The organism is Arthrobacter globiformis NBRC 12137 (assembly GCF_000238915.1).
Taxonomy (GTDB): domain Bacteria; phylum Actinomycetota; class Actinomycetes; order Actinomycetales; family Micrococcaceae; genus Arthrobacter; species Arthrobacter globiformis.
The window spans coordinates 1-15,918 of the sequence record NZ_BAEG01000011.1 but is presented as its reverse complement, the minus strand read 5'-3'; the positions used below and the strand labels follow the sequence as shown (position 1 = coordinate 15,918).

At 65.3% G+C, this 15,918-nt stretch carries 13 protein-coding genes; 3 read left to right on the top strand and 10 right to left on the bottom strand.

Going from position 1 to position 15,918, the window contains the following annotated elements:
- The first annotated feature begins 249 nt into the window (after window positions 1-249).
- Together ARGLB_RS01785 and ARGLB_RS01780 are read left to right on the top strand one after the other, a co-directional pair.
- Complete coding sequence (locus ARGLB_RS01785; protein ID WP_003798217.1) at window positions 250-1,491, top strand: NAD(P)/FAD-dependent oxidoreductase; 1,242 nt, start codon at window positions 250-252, stop codon at window positions 1,489-1,491.
- Window positions 1,492-1,546: 55 nt separating this feature from the next.
- Window positions 1,547-2,767: an aromatic ring-hydroxylating oxygenase subunit alpha gene (locus ARGLB_RS01780; protein ID WP_003798214.1), complete on the top strand. Its 1,221-nt coding sequence runs from the start codon at window positions 1,547-1,549 to the stop codon at window positions 2,765-2,767.
- A gap of 71 nt (window positions 2,768-2,838) precedes the next feature.
- Here the strand turns inward: ARGLB_RS01780 and ARGLB_RS01775 are convergent, their stop codons facing one another.
- The 8 genes from ARGLB_RS01775 to purU form a co-directional block, all read right to left on the bottom strand.
- Complete coding sequence (locus tag ARGLB_RS01775; protein WP_003798212.1) at window positions 2,839-3,645, bottom strand: IclR family transcriptional regulator; 807 nt, start codon at window positions 3,643-3,645, stop codon at window positions 2,839-2,841.
- Window positions 3,646-3,833: 188 nt separating this feature from the next.
- Entirely contained in the window at window positions 3,834-4,979 is a 1,146-nt protein-coding gene (locus ARGLB_RS01770) for a molybdopterin molybdotransferase MoeA (protein WP_306302316.1), read from the bottom strand.
- Window positions 4,980-5,295: 316 nt separating this feature from the next.
- Window positions 5,296-7,662: an FdhF/YdeP family oxidoreductase gene (locus ARGLB_RS01765; protein WP_003798209.1), complete on the bottom strand. Its 2,367-nt coding sequence runs from the start codon at window positions 7,660-7,662 to the stop codon at window positions 5,296-5,298.
- 46 nt (window positions 7,663-7,708) lie between these two features.
- The gene (locus ARGLB_RS01760; RefSeq protein ID WP_003798208.1) at window positions 7,709-7,942 is read right to left on the bottom strand and encodes a hypothetical protein; all 234 of its coding nucleotides are present in this window, start codon (window positions 7,940-7,942) and stop codon (window positions 7,709-7,711) included.
- 12 nt (window positions 7,943-7,954) lie between these two features.
- Window positions 7,955-8,833 carry a bifunctional 5,10-methylenetetrahydrofolate dehydrogenase/5,10-methenyltetrahydrofolate cyclohydrolase gene (locus tag ARGLB_RS01755; RefSeq protein WP_003798203.1) on the bottom strand — a complete coding sequence of 293 codons (879 nt, stop codon included), beginning with the start codon at window positions 8,831-8,833 and terminating at the stop codon, window positions 7,955-7,957.
- Window positions 8,830-9,456: a cyclodeaminase/cyclohydrolase family protein gene (locus ARGLB_RS01750; protein ID WP_003798201.1), complete on the bottom strand. Its 627-nt coding sequence runs from the start codon at window positions 9,454-9,456 to the stop codon at window positions 8,830-8,832. The genes ARGLB_RS01755 and ARGLB_RS01750 overlap by 4 nt, the downstream gene beginning before the upstream one ends.
- Before the next feature lie 110 nt (window positions 9,457-9,566).
- The gene (locus ARGLB_RS01745; protein ID WP_003798200.1) at window positions 9,567-12,059 is read right to left on the bottom strand and encodes a GcvT family protein; all 2,493 of its coding nucleotides are present in this window, start codon (window positions 12,057-12,059) and stop codon (window positions 9,567-9,569) included.
- A 54-nt stretch (window positions 12,060-12,113) separates the two neighbouring features.
- Entirely contained in the window at window positions 12,114-13,028 is a 915-nt protein-coding gene (gene purU, locus ARGLB_RS01740) for a formyltetrahydrofolate deformylase (RefSeq protein ID WP_003798197.1), read from the bottom strand.
- A 113-nt stretch (window positions 13,029-13,141) separates the two neighbouring features.
- On the opposite strand from purU, the gene ARGLB_RS01735 reads away from it, so the two are divergent.
- Window positions 13,142-13,822, top strand: coding sequence for a GntR family transcriptional regulator (locus tag ARGLB_RS01735; protein ID WP_043417674.1), 681 nt, complete (start codon window positions 13,142-13,144; stop codon window positions 13,820-13,822).
- A gap of 93 nt (window positions 13,823-13,915) precedes the next feature.
- Here the strand turns inward: ARGLB_RS01735 and ARGLB_RS01730 are convergent, their stop codons facing one another.
- Together ARGLB_RS01730 and ARGLB_RS01725 are read right to left on the bottom strand one after the other, a co-directional pair.
- Window positions 13,916-15,373, bottom strand: a complete 1,458-nt coding sequence (locus tag ARGLB_RS01730) for an MFS transporter (protein ID WP_003798193.1) — start codon at window positions 15,371-15,373, stop codon at window positions 13,916-13,918.
- A gap of 284 nt (window positions 15,374-15,657) precedes the next feature.
- Window positions 15,658-15,918 (bottom strand): MBL fold metallo-hydrolase (locus ARGLB_RS01725; RefSeq protein WP_003798190.1); only part of this gene is annotated, 261 nt, incomplete at its 5' end.

The window sequence follows — 15,918 nt, the reverse complement described above, 5'->3', positions numbered from 1 at the left end:
GGGGGGCCTCTTTTCTGGTGTGGAAGGTATATATGGATGCTGCTGGCGGCGTGTTCCGTATAGCTCAACAGCCGTCGTAATATGCAACAGCGTGCTTTCGCTCACACTGTTTTGTCAAGGGCTAACGTCCCGATTACGCGCTCCGTCTTTAATGAGTCTCCGACCCCTTGACAGGCACCGTGGTATGAATCACTGTGTTGCATATAGCGATTCTTGTTGCGCTAAAAGCAATTAAAAGAGGGTGAAGAAATGCAGACGCTTGCGATCGTGGGAGCCTCGCTGGCCGGACTTTCCGCCGCACGGGCAGCCCGCGCCCAAGGCTTCACCGGACGGCTCGTCATCATCGGCGATGAAGAGCACCGTCCGTACGACAGGCCGCCGCTCTCCAAGGACTTCCTGCTGGGATCCATTACGGCGGAGGACCTGTCCCTGGAAACCGAAACCGACGACCTCGACGCCGAATGGCTGCTGGGTACACGTGCGGTGTCCCTGGACGCTGATTCGAAAACCGTCAGCCTGGCCAACGGCCAGGTTGTCCAGGCCGATGGCATCGTCATAGCCACCGGTGCACGTGCCCGCCAACTGCCGGCCCTCGCCGGCTTGAGCAACGTCTTCTCCCTGCGCACCCTCGCCGATGCACAAAGCCTGGCGCCGGAACTGGTGCCCGGAAGCAAGATGGCCGTCATCGGGGCAGGCTTCGTCGGCGCCGAGGTTGCCTCTTCCGCCGCCTCCCGCGGGATGGATGTCACCCTGGTTGACACCAAGCCCGTACCGTTCGCCGCCCAGCTGGGCATGGAGATGGGCTCGGTGGTGGGCGGCCTGCACACGGCCAAAGGCGTCCGGCTCATCTCCTCGGCTGTAATTGAGGACTTCTACGCAGGCGAGGGAAATGTCACCGGCCTTCGGCTGGCCGACGGGACGTTCGTCGCCGCCGACGTTGTGGTGGTGGGCATCGGTGCGGAGCCGAACGTTGAATGGCTTGCCGGTTCCGGCGTGCAGGTCGACGGCGGCGTGCTGTGCGATGCGATGGGGCGCACCAACGTTCCGGGCATTGTGGCAGTGGGCGATTGCGCCGCCTGGTTCGACGCCGCTGTCGATCGGCACCGCAGGGTGGAGCACTGGACGGGCGCCCTGGAACGGGCGGCCCTGGCGGTTCAGGGGCTGCTCGATGACGACGCCCCGGCGCAGCCGCTCAAGCCGCCGTACTTCTGGTCGGACCAGCACGGGGTGAAGATCCAGTTCGCCGGCCACTCGGCCGGCTATGACCGCCTGGACGTCGAAGCGGGGGATGCTGCCGAGCATAGCCTGCTGGCCGTCTACTACCGGGATGACGTTCCCGTCGCCGTTCTGGGCATGAACCAGCCGCGGCTTTTCACCAAGTGGCGCAGGAGCCTGGTGCCGTCGGCACCCAAGCCGGCAGCCGCCGTCGTGCCCTCAGTTTTGACGCCGGCCGGCGGACCTGCCCTTGCCGGCGCCGCCGCGGGGCTTTAGCCCCCCACTCTTCTTGTCATTCGTGTTGTTTGTGTTGTTTTGTTAGGAGAACAAATTGTCTGTTGAGGTATCCACCCCGAGCCTGATCCCGACGCTGGGCGGGCACCTGTACACGGATCCGGCTATCTTCCGGGCCGAGCAGGAGCGTATTTTCGAGCAGATGTGGTTCTGCGCGATCAGGTCCGCGGACCTGGACAAGCCCGGGGCATGGCAGACCGTGCAGGTGGGCCGGGAAAGCGTGCTGATCTCGCGGACCCGCAAGGGCGAGATCCGGGCCTTCTACAACGTCTGCCGGCACCGCGGCGTGAAGCTGTGCATGGAGGAAAAGGGCGAAGCCGCCCGCAACTTCCAGTGCCCGTACCACGCCTGGACCTATGACTTCGAGGGCAAGCTGATCGCCGCCCCGAACCTGACCAAGATGCCCGACATCGACCGCGACGAGTACGGCCTGTCCAAGGTCCACATCCGCGAATACCTGGGCTACGTGTGGGTGTGCCTCGCCGAGGAGCCGCCGTCCTTCGAAGAAGAGGTGATGGGTGCGATCGAGGAACGCCTGGGCAACGTCCACGCCATTGACGGGTACGACGTGGCGAACCTGTCCGTGGGCCGCCGGATCCGCTATGACGTGAAGGCCAACTGGAAGCTCATCATTGAGAACTTCATGGAGTGCTACCACTGCGCCACGATCCACCCGGAACTGACCGAGGTCCTGCCGGAGTTCGCTGACGGCCTGGCCGCGCAGTACTTCGTGGGCCACGGTGCGGAGTTCGGTGAGGACATCAAGGGCTTCACCGTGGATGGCTCCGAGGGCCTGGACGTCATCCCGGGCGTGGCCGAGGACCAGGACCGGCGCTACTACGCGATCACGATCAAGCCGACCGTGTTCGTGAACCTGGTTCCGGACCATGTGATCATCCACCGCATGTTCCCGATGTCCGCAGACCACACGATCGTTGAATGCGACTGGCTGTACCTGCCCTCCGTGGTGGAGTCCGGCAAGGACGTCAGCGCCTCCGTTGAGCTGTTCCACCGCGTGAACATGCAGGACTTCGACGCGTGCGAGCGCTGCCAGCCGGGCATGGCCTCGAAGTCCTACGCCAAGGGCGGCGTGCTCGTCCCCAGCGAACACCACATCGGCGCTTTCCACGACTGGGTCCAGGAAAAGGTCGGCGACGTCCAGCTGTCCGGAGAAGCCCTGCTGGGCCTTACCGCGGACACCCCGCCGCTGGAGGAACGGGCCGAAACCCTGCAGCGCAAGGAAACCGCAAAGTCCTAGTCCGCTGATTGAGCCTGTCGAAATCTCGGCAGGCTCAATCTGGTTTCGACAGGCTCAACCAGGGGCCGGGGTCACCGGCGGGTGTAGCCCATTTTTCCGCTGATGTTCAGGCCGGCCTCCTGGAGGCCCTGGATCAGGCCGGGCGTGTTTTCCGGGTCGAAGCGGAAGGCCGGGCCGGAGATGCTGACGGACCCGATGACCGTCCCGAAGTGGTTATAGACGGGCACGGCAACCGCGGTCAGTCCGATCTCGAATTCCTCGTGGACAATTGCGTAGCCGTTGTGGGATACGTCGAGGAGTTGGTTTTCCAAGGTGTCGCGGTCCGTGATGGTGCGCGGGGTGCGGGCCGGAAGGCCCGCCTCCTGGAGGATCCGGGAGCGTTCTTCAGCCGGCAGGGCTGCCAGCAGTACCTTGCCGCTGGAGGTGGCGTGGAGGGGTGTGAGGCTGCCCACCCAGTCCGATGTTGCCAGCGTTGACGGGCCCATGGCCTGGTCCACGTTCACCGCGTAGTTGGAGCGGAGGACGGCGAGGTTGACGGTTTCCTTGTACTGGTCTGCGAGGCTCTCCAGAATGGGGCGTGCCTCGTGGACCAGGCTCAGCCGGCCCGGAATGGAGCTGGCCAGCCGCAGGATCCCAAAGCCCAACTGATACTTGCCGCGGTCGTTGTTCTGCCGCACGATCTCCCTGGACACCAGCGATCCGAGCAGCCGCGATACGGTGGACTTGTGGACCCCCATTTCGTCCGCGATGTCGCTGACGCCCGCGTGCCCGTCCCGGGCGAGGATCTCCAGGATCTGGAGGGCGCGGTCCACGGACTGGACGCCTCCGCCTTGGGCGTCCGGATCCCTGCCGGTCCCTACTTCGTCTCTTGCAGCCATCAGAGGTGCTCCCGTGTTGTCGCTGTGACCAGCGGTCAGGCTCTGCGCCTGCCAGCCTGCTTCACACGTTCGATCCTAGACTGCGGCGGACGCCGCGGCGTCATTTTCCTGAACACAACGTTTATTTCGCGGACGCAGCGGAGGCCGTGCCGCGCGGCAGTCCGCCCAAAATCTATGTGCCGGCCAGCCTATGAGCCGGCCAGCGGCGGCCGCAGCTCCGGTCGCCACGGGAGCGCAAAAGCCGGAACCGGCTCACCCGGCTGGACGCCGCGGGACGGAACCACCATGACGCCGTCGGCAGTGGCCAGTCCGCGCATCATTCCGGGGCCTGTGTAGTCGACGGGAGCCGCCAGGTCCTGGATCCAGCGGAAGGGCATGAGCCGGGTGGACGCGCGGTGTGCGTCGATGATGGTGCCGCACGGCACCGGGCTGATGCCGGGTATTGGCTGGTGGCCGAGGGCAGCCAGCAGCGGACCGCCCACGGTGAAGAGCGCCATTAGGGCGGCGAGCGGATTCCCGGGAAGCCCGACGACGAACCGGCCGTTGGGCAGTTTGCCCATAGCGGCGGGATGGCCGGGTCGCATGGCGATGCCGTCGATGAGGAGCCGCCCGCCGAGCGCCAGCACGGCATTTCGGAAATGGTCCGCGCCTGAACGCCCTGTGCCGCCGGTGGTCACGACGACATCGGGCCACTGCCCCATCGGAGCCTCGGAGGCGCCCAGCGCCGTGAGCCATTCCTCGTAGGAGTCCCCGATCCGGACCAGTGGTCCCGGGGTGCCGCCAAGCATCTGGATGACAGTGCTGAGCTGGGGCCCGAAGGCATCCCTGACCTGGCCCGGTGCCGGGAGCCTGGCCGCGACCACCTCTGAGCCGGTAACCAGCATCTTGACCAATGGCTTGCCGCGCACCGTCAGTTGGTCGAATCCGGCGACGGCGGCAAGCGCGATATGCGCAGGGTTCAAGGTTGTCCCGGCGGGGATCAGCACCTCGCCGGCTGCTGATTCCTCGCCCGATTTGCGGATGTGCTGGCCCGGACGGGGTTCGCCGGGGGATGCTCCCTCGCGCAGCATCAGCATGACCTGGCCGGCTGCGTTGGTGCCAAGCCGTCCGCTCTCCACCCGGAGCACCGCCTGGGCGCCCGGAGGGATGACGCCGCCGGTGACTACGGGGCTTGCCTCTCCGCTGTGGAGGGGCTGTCCCGCTTCCGTCAATACCCAGGGGCCGTCACCACTGACCGTCCAGCCGTCCATGGCGGATGAGGCGTAGTGGGGCATCTCCTGAAGCGCGACGACGTCCGCTGCCAGGGTTCTGCCGGTCGCCTCCCCGAGGGGCATACTCTCTGGTCCAAGGGGCCCGGCGCAGTCGAAGGCCAAACGGCGCGCGTCATCCCACGTGAGCTCCCCGTGGGCGGCCCGCCCGTTATCCTTGCCCGGCCTGTCGACCGTTTGCAAGGCTGGAGCTACCACTGGCCGTCCCCTCGTTGGATGGTTCGTTTCCCGAAAGCGGTGCTTCGGCGCTTACCTCCCCAGGTATTTCAGGCCTCCGAAACACCGTTTACGGGAAACGAAACTGCTTGTGCCCGGCGGACGCGGGCCGGGCGCCGCATCGCCGGCGATCGAACTGATATTCCAAATATAGCGTAAAGATATATCAGTGCGGAAGGGCTGCAGGCACCTGATTTTCCGCGGTTTTGATACGTGCCGGTTCCAGCCGCACCACGACGGATTTGGACGTCGGGGTTCCACTGGTGTCAGCGACGGAGTCGAGCGGCACCAGCACGTTGGTTTCCGGGTAGTACGCGGCTGCGCAGCCCTTCGGCGTCGAGTAGCTGACGATGCGGAAGTTCTCTGCCCTGCGTTCTGTACCCCGGAACTCAGAGACCAGGTCCACCATGTCGCCGTCGGCATAGCCCAGCTCGGTGACGTCAGCCTCGTTGACCAGCACTACGCGCCGGCCTCCGTGGATTCCGCGGTACCGATCGTCCTTTCCATAAATGGTGGTGTTGTACTGGTCGTGCGAACGCAGGGTCTGCAGGATCAGCCGGCCGGGCGGGACCCGAAGGTACTCCAAAGCATTGGAGGTGAAGTGCGCCTTGCCGGATGGGGTCTTGAATTCCCTGCTGTCGCGTGGCGGGTGGGGCAGCACGAAGCCGCCGGGGTGCTGGATTCTCTCCTCGAAATTCTCGAATCCATCGATGACAGCCTCGATGTGCTCCCTGATCAGGGAATAGTCGTCCCGGAGCGAGAGCCAGTCGGCCGCCGGAGTGCCGGGAAGGGGGTGGCCGTCGGCGTCCGTGAACACCCTGTGCGCGAGGTTGCAGACGATGGCCACCTCGGACATCAGGTGCTCGCTGGCTGGCTTCAGCCGGCCGCGGGATGCGTGAACAGCGCTCATGGAGTCCTCCACGGTGACCCTTTGGTCACCGGAGCGCTGGGTATCCCGCTCGGTGCGGCCCAGCGTTGGGAGAATCAGGGCGCGTTTGCCTGTCGACAGGTGCGAATGGTTCAGTTTCGTCGAGATCTGTACGGTCAGCCGGGTATTCGCCAGGGCCTTCTCGGTGGCATCCGAGTCAGGAGCCGCCCGCACGAAGTTCCCGCCCATGCCTACGAACAGCCTGACCTTGCCGTCCCGCATCGCCCGGATTGCGGCGACGGTGTCATAGCCGTGCGCCCGGGGTGAACGGAAGTGGAATTCCTGGTCCAGCCGGTCGTGGAAGGCATCGGGCATCCGTTCGAAGATGCCCATGGTCCGGTCGCCCTGGACATTGGAGTGTCCGCGCACCGGGCAGACTCCCGCTCCGGGCTTGCCGATGTTGCCCTGCAGCAGCAGGACGTTGACCACGTCGCGAAGGGTGGGCACTGAGTGCTTGTGCTGCGTCAGGCCCATCGCCCAGCAGACGATGGTGGATCCCGAGGCCAGGAGCCGTTCACCAGTGGCGTTGATCTGCTCCATGGTCAGGCCGGTCGCCTCGACGATGTCGTCCCACTCCACCTGTTCCAGCTGCGAAAGGTAGGAATCAAGGCCCACCGTTTGCTGCCTGATGAAGTCGTGGTCAAAAACCGTGGACAGGCCAGGGGTGTTCCTGCCTGCACGTTCCGCGTCCAGCAGGTATTTCCCGAGGCCCTGGAAGAGTGCCTGGTCCCCGCCGGCCCGGATCTGCAGGAAGTCGTCGGTCAGCTGCGTGCCCACCAGCGTTCCCGCGATGGTCTGCGGGTTCTCAAAATGAAGGAGTCCGGCCTCGGGGAGCGGGTTGATGGAGACGATGGCGGCGCCGTTTTTCTTGGCCTTCTCCAAAGCGCTGAGCATGCGCGGGTGGTTCGTTCCCGGGTTCTGGCCCGCCACGAAGATGAGGGACGCCGTCTCCAGATCCTTGAGGCTGACCGAACCCTTGCCAATGCCTATGGTCTCCACCAGCGCCGACCCGGATGACTCGTGGCACATATTTGAACAGTCCGGAAGATTGTTCGTGCCCACGCCGCGGACGAGGAGCTGGTACACGAACGCTGCCTCGTTGGAGGTCCTGCCGGACGTGTAGAAGACGCTCTGGTCGGGGTGGTCCATGTCCCTGAGTTCCTGGGCGATGAGCTCCAGCGCGTCGTCCCAGCCGATGGGCCTGTAGTGGGTTGCTCCCTCATCCAGGACCATCGGGTGGGTCAGCCGCCCCTGCTGCCCCAGCCAGTAGTCATCACGGGTTTTGAGGTCGGCGACGGAATACCGGGCGAAAAACTCCGGGCTGACGCGGCGGCGGGTAGCCTCCTCCGCCACGGCTTTTGCCCCGTTCTCGCAGAATTCCGCGGCATTGCGCTTCTCATGTTCCGGCCAGGCGCAGCCCATGCAGTCGAATCCGTCTACCTGGTTGACTGCCATCAGGGTCTGGACGCTGCGCAGCGGACCCATCTGCTCGAGGGAGATTTTCAGCGCGTTCGCCACCGCGGGGATGCCCACGGCCTTGGTTTTGGGTTTGCTGACGGTCAGCTGTGACTCGTCGATATTGTTGCGGGGGGCTTTCGAGGCCATTGGAATTTCCTTTGGATCTGTGGCGGGCAGTGCGGGCGTGCGCTGCCTAGGGGGCTTCGACCGTGATGGTGTCGCCGTTCTCGCGGAAGAACATGCGACGGCCGCCCCCGGAGGCGCGAAGCAGCCAGATGATGTTGCCGTCCTCGGTCAGGTCGTCGATCCAGCCGCTGTGGGGAACCGTGTACGACTCCAGCACGGTGACGAAGTCGCCTGGCATGAGCGCGGTCCAGTCCGCCACGACCTTGGTGCCGGTGGGCTGCGGCGCAGTGCTGCCTGCCATCAGTGCCCCCGGTTACCGCGTGAGCACAGGCGCGCTGGTTGCGCGCGACTGTTCGCGCGCCGCCTCGGCGGTGTGGAGAAGGAGCAGCGCAGTGGTGACTGAGCCCACGCCGCCGGGGACCGGTGTCAGCGCGGCAGCGACCGGACGGACGCTGGCTTCGTCGACGTCGCCCGTGAGTGAGCCATCGGAGAGCACGTTGGTTCCCACATCGATGACCACTGAATGTTCCGAAACGTCCGCCCCGGTGAGCAGCCCGGTCCGGCCCGCGGCAACAACCACGACGTCGGCCGTCTTGGTGTATGTCCCGAGGGCGCCGGACTTCGAGTGGCAGACCGTTGTGGTGGCGTCCTTCTGCAGCAGCAGCAGGGAGAGCGGCTTGCCAACGACCGTGGAACGGCCCACGACCACCACGTTGCGGCCTGCCACAGGGATTTCGAAGTGGTCCAGGATTTCCACCACGGCGCGTGCCGTGGCCGGGGCAAAGGCACGTTCCCCGACGGCGAGAAGCCCGAGGCTCAGCGGGTTCGCGCCGTCGATGTCCTTTTCCGGAGCGATGTACTTCACCAGCTCCTGGGTTCTGACGCCCGGAGGCAGGGGAGTCTGCAGGATGATGCCGTTGACGGAAAGCTCTGCGCTGAGGTCCTTCAACACGGCGATGAGCACCTGTTCGGTCGCGTCATGGCCGACGTCGATAATCCTGCAGTTGATGCCCGCGGCTTCGGCGGCGCGCTCGATTGAGCGCACGTACCAGTGCGTTGAGCTGTCCTCGGTCGCAACCACGACGGCGAGGGTTGGGCAGGTGCCCTCTTCGGCGAGGACTTTGGCTTCGGTCTGGGCCTGCTGCTGGATCAGTTTGGCGAGGGGTTTGCCGGAGAGCAGGGATGCCGTCATCGGAGGATCCTTTCCCGTACCTGGCGCGAGAGGGAGTCAGCTGCCAGCACGACTTTTACTTCGAGTCCGTCAGTTTGTTCAGCCAGTGCTGCGCGCACCTGGGCGTTCTTGATGGCGACGACGTTGATGTCGATGTTGACCCGCGCCGTGGTCGCTGCTGCCCGGGCCGCGTCGGCTGCGGCGGCAATGTCGCTGATGACATTGGGGTTCGCAATATCCAGAAGTTCGGCTGCGAGATCCACGACGGCGCCGGACAGCTTGATCAGCCGGGCTGGCGGTTCGGCGGCCTGGGAAAGCGCGTCGTCGATGGCGGCTGCGCGGGCCTCACGCTCAGCGTCGCTTTCGGCCGGCAGCTTGTACGAAGCGATCACAGCTTTGAAGGCGGCTTCGTCGGCGTCGGCCAGCCCCAGCGTCTCACCTACGAGTTGGTCGGCGGCGGCAATGATTCTGGACGTCGTCTCAACGTGCTGCTCATATTTGCCGCCGGTGCTGAAGCGCGCCACCATCGCCACCAGGGCCGCACCCTGTGCCGCGTGGAGCGCTGCGGCAGCGCCGCCGCCGGGCGTGGGCTTCCGGGCGGCAAGCCGGCCGAGGTAGTCATTAATTGTTTCTGAACCGATCATTTGTCCATTCCTGGGCTGATAGGGGCTGGAGCGGAAGGGGCTGCACGCAGCCCGGCTCCCGTTGCGAGGATGAGCCGGGCTGCGTGTCCCCGAAGGGCCCTGCGGGCTGCTTAGCCGCGGAGCCTGGTCATTTTCGGGTCGTACAGCGGGTCTTCTGTGACGGTGGCGGTGATGCGCCGTCCGAAGTATTCGATGTCGACGGAGTCGCCGACCGAGACGGTGCCCGGCAGGTAGGAGTAGGCGATGGGTTTGGCCACGGTGTACCCGTAGGCGGCGCTGGTGACGTAGCCGACGGCCTGTTCCTTGTAGAAGACGGGTTCCTTGCCGAGGACGATGGACCGGCCGTCGTCGATGGTCAGGCAGCGCAGCCGGCGGGCGGAGGCCTCTTCGGTCCGGCCTTCGAGCGCGCCCTTGCCGATGAAGCTCTCCTTGGCCATCTTGACGGCGAATCCGAGCCCTGCTTCGAAGGGGTCGTGCTCCGTGGTCATGTCGGTTCCCCAGGAGCGGTAGCCCTTTTCGAGCCGCAGGGAGCTGAATGCCGCGCGTCCGGCGGCGATGACTCCGAAGGGCTGTCCTGCCTGCCAGAGCGCATCCCACAGCCGCTGTCCGTTGTCGGCGCTGGTGTACAGCTCCCAGCCGAGTTCACCGACGTAGGAAAGCCGCATGGCGGTAACGGGAATGCCGCCGATGACGACGTTCTTGGCCCGGAAGTACTTCAGGCCGTCGTTGGTGAAGTCGTCGTCGCTGACTTTGCTGACGAGGTCCCGGGCGAGCGGGCCCCAGAGGCCGATGCAGCAGGTGCCGCCGGTGGTGTCGCGCACCTGGACCCAGTCGGTGGCGGATCCGCTTTGCGTCTGGTGCCGGGCCGCCCGCTCGAAGTAGGCGGTGTCGATGTTGCCGTTGGCGCCGAGCTGGAAGGTGTCCTCGCTCAGGCGGGCCACCGTGATGTCGCTTCGCACGCCGCCGGCGTGGTCGAGCAGCAGGGTGTAGGTGACCGCGCCCGGCTTCTTGGCCAGGTCCGCCGTCGTCAGTTCCTGCAGGAGCTTGAGGGCCCCCGGGCCGGAGACCTCGAGGCGCTTGAGCGGGGTCATGTCGTACATGGCTACGGCCGTGCGGGTTTTCCAGGCTTCGGCGGCGGCGATCGGGGAGCTGAACATTCCGGACCAGGCGTCGCGTGCGGGCGGCAGCCACTCGGCCGGCATCTCCTTGAGGAGTGCGGCGTTGGCTTCGAACCAGTAGGGCCGTTCCCAGCCGCCGGCTTCCAGGAAGAACGCGCCGAGTTCTTTGTGCCGGGCGTGGAAGGGGCTCACGCGCAGGTTGCGGGGGGAGAGTCTGGGCTGGAGCGGGTGCAGGACGTCGTAGATTTCCACGAAGTTCTGCTGTGAGGTTTCGCTGACGTATTCGGGGGTGAGCTGGACGTCCTCGAAGCGGGTGATGTCGCACTCGCCCAGGTCGGTCTCGGACCGGCCGGTGGTCAGCAGTTCGGCCATGGCCTTGGCCACGCCGGCGGAGTGCGTGACCCAGACGGCTTCGGCGACGTAGAAGCCGTCGAGTTCCTTGGATTCGCCAAGGAGCGGCCCGCCGTCGGGGGTGAAGGAGAAGATGCCGTTGAAGCCGTCCTCGATCTCGCTGTCCGCCAGCGCGGGCAGGAGCTGCTTGGTGGCCTCCCACGCCGGCAGGAAGTCCTCCAGGGTGAAGTCGAGGCGGGAGGGCATGTGGTGTTCGCTGACGGTCTCGGGCGCGTAGGCCCCCAGGGTGTCGACGTCCACGGGCATGGGCCGGTGGGCGTAGGAGCCGATGCCGTACCGGTCCCCGTGTTCGCGGTAGTAGAGGTCCTGGTCCTGGTGGCGCAGGATCGGCAGCCGGGCCCCGTTCGGCTGGTCGTTCCTGCCCTGCTGCGCCGGTACCGGGGTGGTTTTTACGTACTGGTGGGCCAGCGGGAGCAGGGGAACGGCCATGCCGATCATGGCCCCGATCTTCGCGCCCCAGAACCCGGCGCAGGACACCACGATATCGGCCGGGATCACGCCGTCGGCGGTCTGCACGCCCGTGACACGGCCTCCGGACTGCTCAATGCCCGTCACGGTGGTCGAACCGCGGTATGTGACCCCGGCGGACTCGGTGCGTTTGATCAGCAGCTGCACCGCACGGGCGGCGCTGGCCAGGCCATCGCTGGGCACGTGGAGGCCGCCCAGGATGTTTTCCCCGTCCAGGAGCGGGTACAGCTCCTGGCACTCGGCCGGGGACAGGAGGCGCCCTTCGATGCCCCAGGCGGCGGCGTAGCCGAGTTTGCGCTTCAGGTCAGCGAGGCGGGTTTCGGTGGTGGCCACTTCCAGGCCACCGACCTGGTTGAAGCAGCTCACCCCGTCCTCGGTCAGCGACAGCAGCTTCTCCACCGTGTACTTGGCGAAAGAGGCCATGGTCTTGGACGGGTTGGTCTGGAAAACCAGGCCCGGGGCATGGGACGTGGACCCGCCGGGCATATTCAAAGGCCCCTGGTCCAGGACAGTGATGTTATTCCAGCCCCGGGTGACCAGCTCGTCGGCCAGGTTCGTACCGACAATGCCGGCTCCAATAATGACAATACGCGGCGTCGATGCCATGCGGTTCTCCTGCAGATTTAGGTAGTGGGCGTCTGCGGCCTGTGGATGGCTGCTTTAGCGGAAGACGATGGTGCTGGCCTGGTCGATCAGCACCCGGTGCTCGCAGTGCCACCGCACCGCGCGGGACAACGCCAGGGCCTCGGCGTCCTGCCCGATGGTGGAGAGCGTGGTGGGCCCGTGGCTGTGGTCCACGCGAATGACTTCCTGCTCGATGATCGGACCTTCGTCCAGGTCGGCGGTCACGTAATGCGCGGTCGCGCCAACCAGCTTGACCCCGCGGTCGTAGGCCTGGTGGTAGGGGCGCGCGCCCTTGAACCCCGGCAGGAACGAGTGGTGGATGTTGATGGCCCTGCCCTCCAGGGACCGGCACAGGTCATCGGAAAGTACCTGCATGTACCGGGCCAGGACGACGAGGTCGATGTTGTACTCATCCACGAGCTCGAGCAGGCGCCGTTCGGCATCCTGCTTGGTTTCCGGAGTCACCGGAATGTGAACGAACGGAAGGCCGGCAGCCTCGGCCATCGCCCGGTGCGTTTCGTGGTTGGAAACCACCAGGGCCAGGTCCCCGCCAAGGCTGCCGCCCCGCCAGCGGAAAATCAGGTCGTTGAGGCAGTGCCCGAACTTGGACACCATGACCAGAACGCGCGTCTTGGTCTCGTCGTGGACGTTGAACTTCATGTCAAAGCGCTCCGCGATGGTGCCGAACTCGTCTTCGATCTTCTGCAGGTCATAACCCGTGGCGCCGGAGAAGGCGGTGCGCAGGTGCAGGGTTTGGCGGAGACCGTCGTCGAACTGCTGGTGCTCCTCGATGTTGAATCCGCGCTCGAACAGGAAAGTGGTTACCGCCTGAACGATGCCGGCACGCTGGGCACACGACAGTGTGAGCACAAACTTGCCGGTCGGGGTTTCTCCAGCGGCTTCCGTCAGCGGCGCCGGGCTGGCTTTTGTGGCTGTCTCCACGAGCGTCATTTCAAATCCTTTAGATATATGGTTGATAACCTTATTGATATATCAGCGGTGATGGCCAGCGTATACTGGTGTGCGGATGAGGTCAATAGTTGGCCCGTAGGAGAGGCGGAACGGTGGCTTTTGAAGCTTTGGCGGTGACTGAGGCCGGAGGTTCGAGGTCGTTGGCCGATGTGGCCTATGAACGGATACGTGACAGCCTGCTGACCCTGGAGATCCGGCCCGGGGACCCCCTCTATGACGAGGGAATCGCAAAGGAACTCGGCGTGGGCCGTACTCCCGTCAGGGAAGCTTTGAAACGGCTTGAAGTGGACCGGCTTGTGGTGACGTATCCCCGGCGCGGCACGTTCGCCACGCGCGTGGAGGTTACGGACCTGGCGTTCATCTCGGAGATCCGTGCCCAGCTTGAGCCCCTCGCGGCGGCGCGTGCCGCCCGTGTGGCCACCCCGGCGGCCCGGGACCGGCTCCGCCTCATCGTGGAGGAAGTCGAGGCCTTCGACGTAAACAGCGCATCTGTGGTGGAGACCCTGCGCCTGGACGCCCGGGTGCACCAGGGAATCTACGCCGCCGCCGCGAATCCACACCTGGAAGACGCGTTGATCCGCTACGACAACCTGGCAACGCGCATTTGGTGCATGGTGCTGGACCGGCTGCCGAACCTTTCCGGGCATGTGCATGAGCATGTCGAGCTGCTGAAAGCGGTGATCGGCGGAGACGAGGCCCGTGCGGCGGAGCTCGCCCGTGCCCACGTCGACGGCTTTGAGAAGGCTGTGCGGACGGCCCTGTTTGCTGCCTGAACAGCCCGCCTAGTGCCTACAGGGCCCTGTCGACCGCCTGAAAAAGTGTCCCCGTCGTCCTCACGACGGGGACACTGCTGTTTGGGCCCGGGGCTAGCGCCACGTGTGCTGGGACGCGATAAGCTCCTGGGCCTCCTCCTCCGTGTCAACGCTCGGCATGGAGCCCGGCAGCGGGCGGCGGGCGGATTCACGAAGGAAGTAGATGGCGATCGCACCGATGACAGAGGTGCCCATCAGATAATAGGCGGGGGCCATGTCGTCGCCGGTGGCCTCGATCATGCCCTGGATCAGGAATGGTGTTGTCCCGCCAAAAATCGCCACCGAGAAGTTGTAGGCGATGCCCATGCCGCTGTAGCGGCTTGAGGTGGGGAACAGTGCAGGCAGCGCCGAGGCGAGGTTGGCCACATAAAAGGTCACAGGGAAGGCGACCAGGGAGAGGCCCGCGAGGGTGGACCAGATCTCGCCGATGCCGATCAGGGTGAAGGCGGGGACCGCGAACAGGACGGTGCTTCCGGCGCCGATCCACAGGACCGGGCGCCTTCCGATGCGGTCAGAAAGCCTGCCGGTGAGAGGGATGCACAAGGACATCACCACCAGTACCGGGATGGTCAGCAAGGTCCCGTGAACGGGGTCGTAGCCCTTGGATTCGGTCAGGTACGTCGGCATGTAGGACGTCAGGGCGTAGCCAACGGTGTTGGCTGCGCCGGCGAGGATCATGGCCAGCACAATCGGACGCCAGTACCTGGCGATGATGCCTACCGGACCCTTGGCGACTGCTGCATCGCCGGCGGCGGCTTCGACGGCGGCTGACTCCTGCGCGTCCAGGGCTGCCTGGAACTGGGGGGACTCCTCGATCTTGTTACGGAAGTAGATGGCGATCAGACCCAGCGGCCCGGCCACCAGGAATGGCAGTCTCCAGCCCCATTCCTCCATCGCGGCTTCGCCGAGGGTGACCTGGAGGACCGAGACCGTGGCAGCGCCCAGGGCAAACCCGATGTAGGAGCCCATGTCCAGGAAACTGGCGAAGAAGCCGCGCCGCTTGTCGGGGGCATACTCACACACGAACGTGGTGGCACCGGCGTATTCGCCGCCGGTGGAGAAGCCCTGCACGAGCTTCAGGAGCACCAGCAGGGCTGCGGCCCAGACGCCTATCTGTGCGTAGCCGGGCAGCAGGCCGACGGCGAAGGTGCTGGCCGCCATCAGCATCAGTGTGGCGGCCAGCACCTTCTGGCGGCCCACCTTGTCGCCAAGCCAGCCGAACACGACGCCGCCGATGGGGCGGGCAATGAAGGTGGCCGCGAATGTGCCGAGCAGGAACAGTGTCTGGACGGACCTGTCCGCTTCCGGCAGAAACACCGGACCCATGGTGGTGATCAGATAGCCGAAGACGCCGACGTCGTACCACTCCATGGTGTTGCCCACGACTGTGCCGCCGAGGGCCTTCTTGAGCATCCGCTGGTCCACGACGTTTATGTCGGAGGCCGTGAGCCGGCGGGAGGCCTGTCTACTCTTGCTGCTCTGCTCGGTTGTGACATCACCTTTGAGTGTCATGAGGGGTTCCTTACTGGTATTGACGGGACTGGCGTGCAGCGAGCTGCTGTTCACCCCGCGGACGGGTTCGGCTGGTCTTCGGACTCCAGGGCCAGGAAGCCGCTGTCCCGGACTATGACTGCCTACATGCGACCGCGCGGGGGATCGCATCATGTTCCGTAGTAATCAACAAGACTCATTCTATGCAACAAAGTGCCTCAGCTCACAGTGATAGCCACGAACATGACACGAGTTACGCAAATGGCCCCCATCGCAGGATGGGGGCCATTGTGTTTGCCGGTTTCTTACTGTGCCACTTTGGCGAGGGTTTCGCGTTCGGCGGCGATGGTGGTGTTGTCCCCGTGCCCGGTCCGAACGACCGTGTCCGCGGGGAGGGGGAGGAGGCGTTCGCGGATGGAGGCCAGGATGGTGGGGTAGTCACTGTAGGACCGGCCGGTCGCGCCGGGTCCGCCGTTGAACAGGGTGTCCCCGGTGAACACGGTGTTCCCGGCCTCGAGGTGGAAGCAGGTGGACCCGGGTGAGTGGCCCGGGGTGTGGATCGCCTT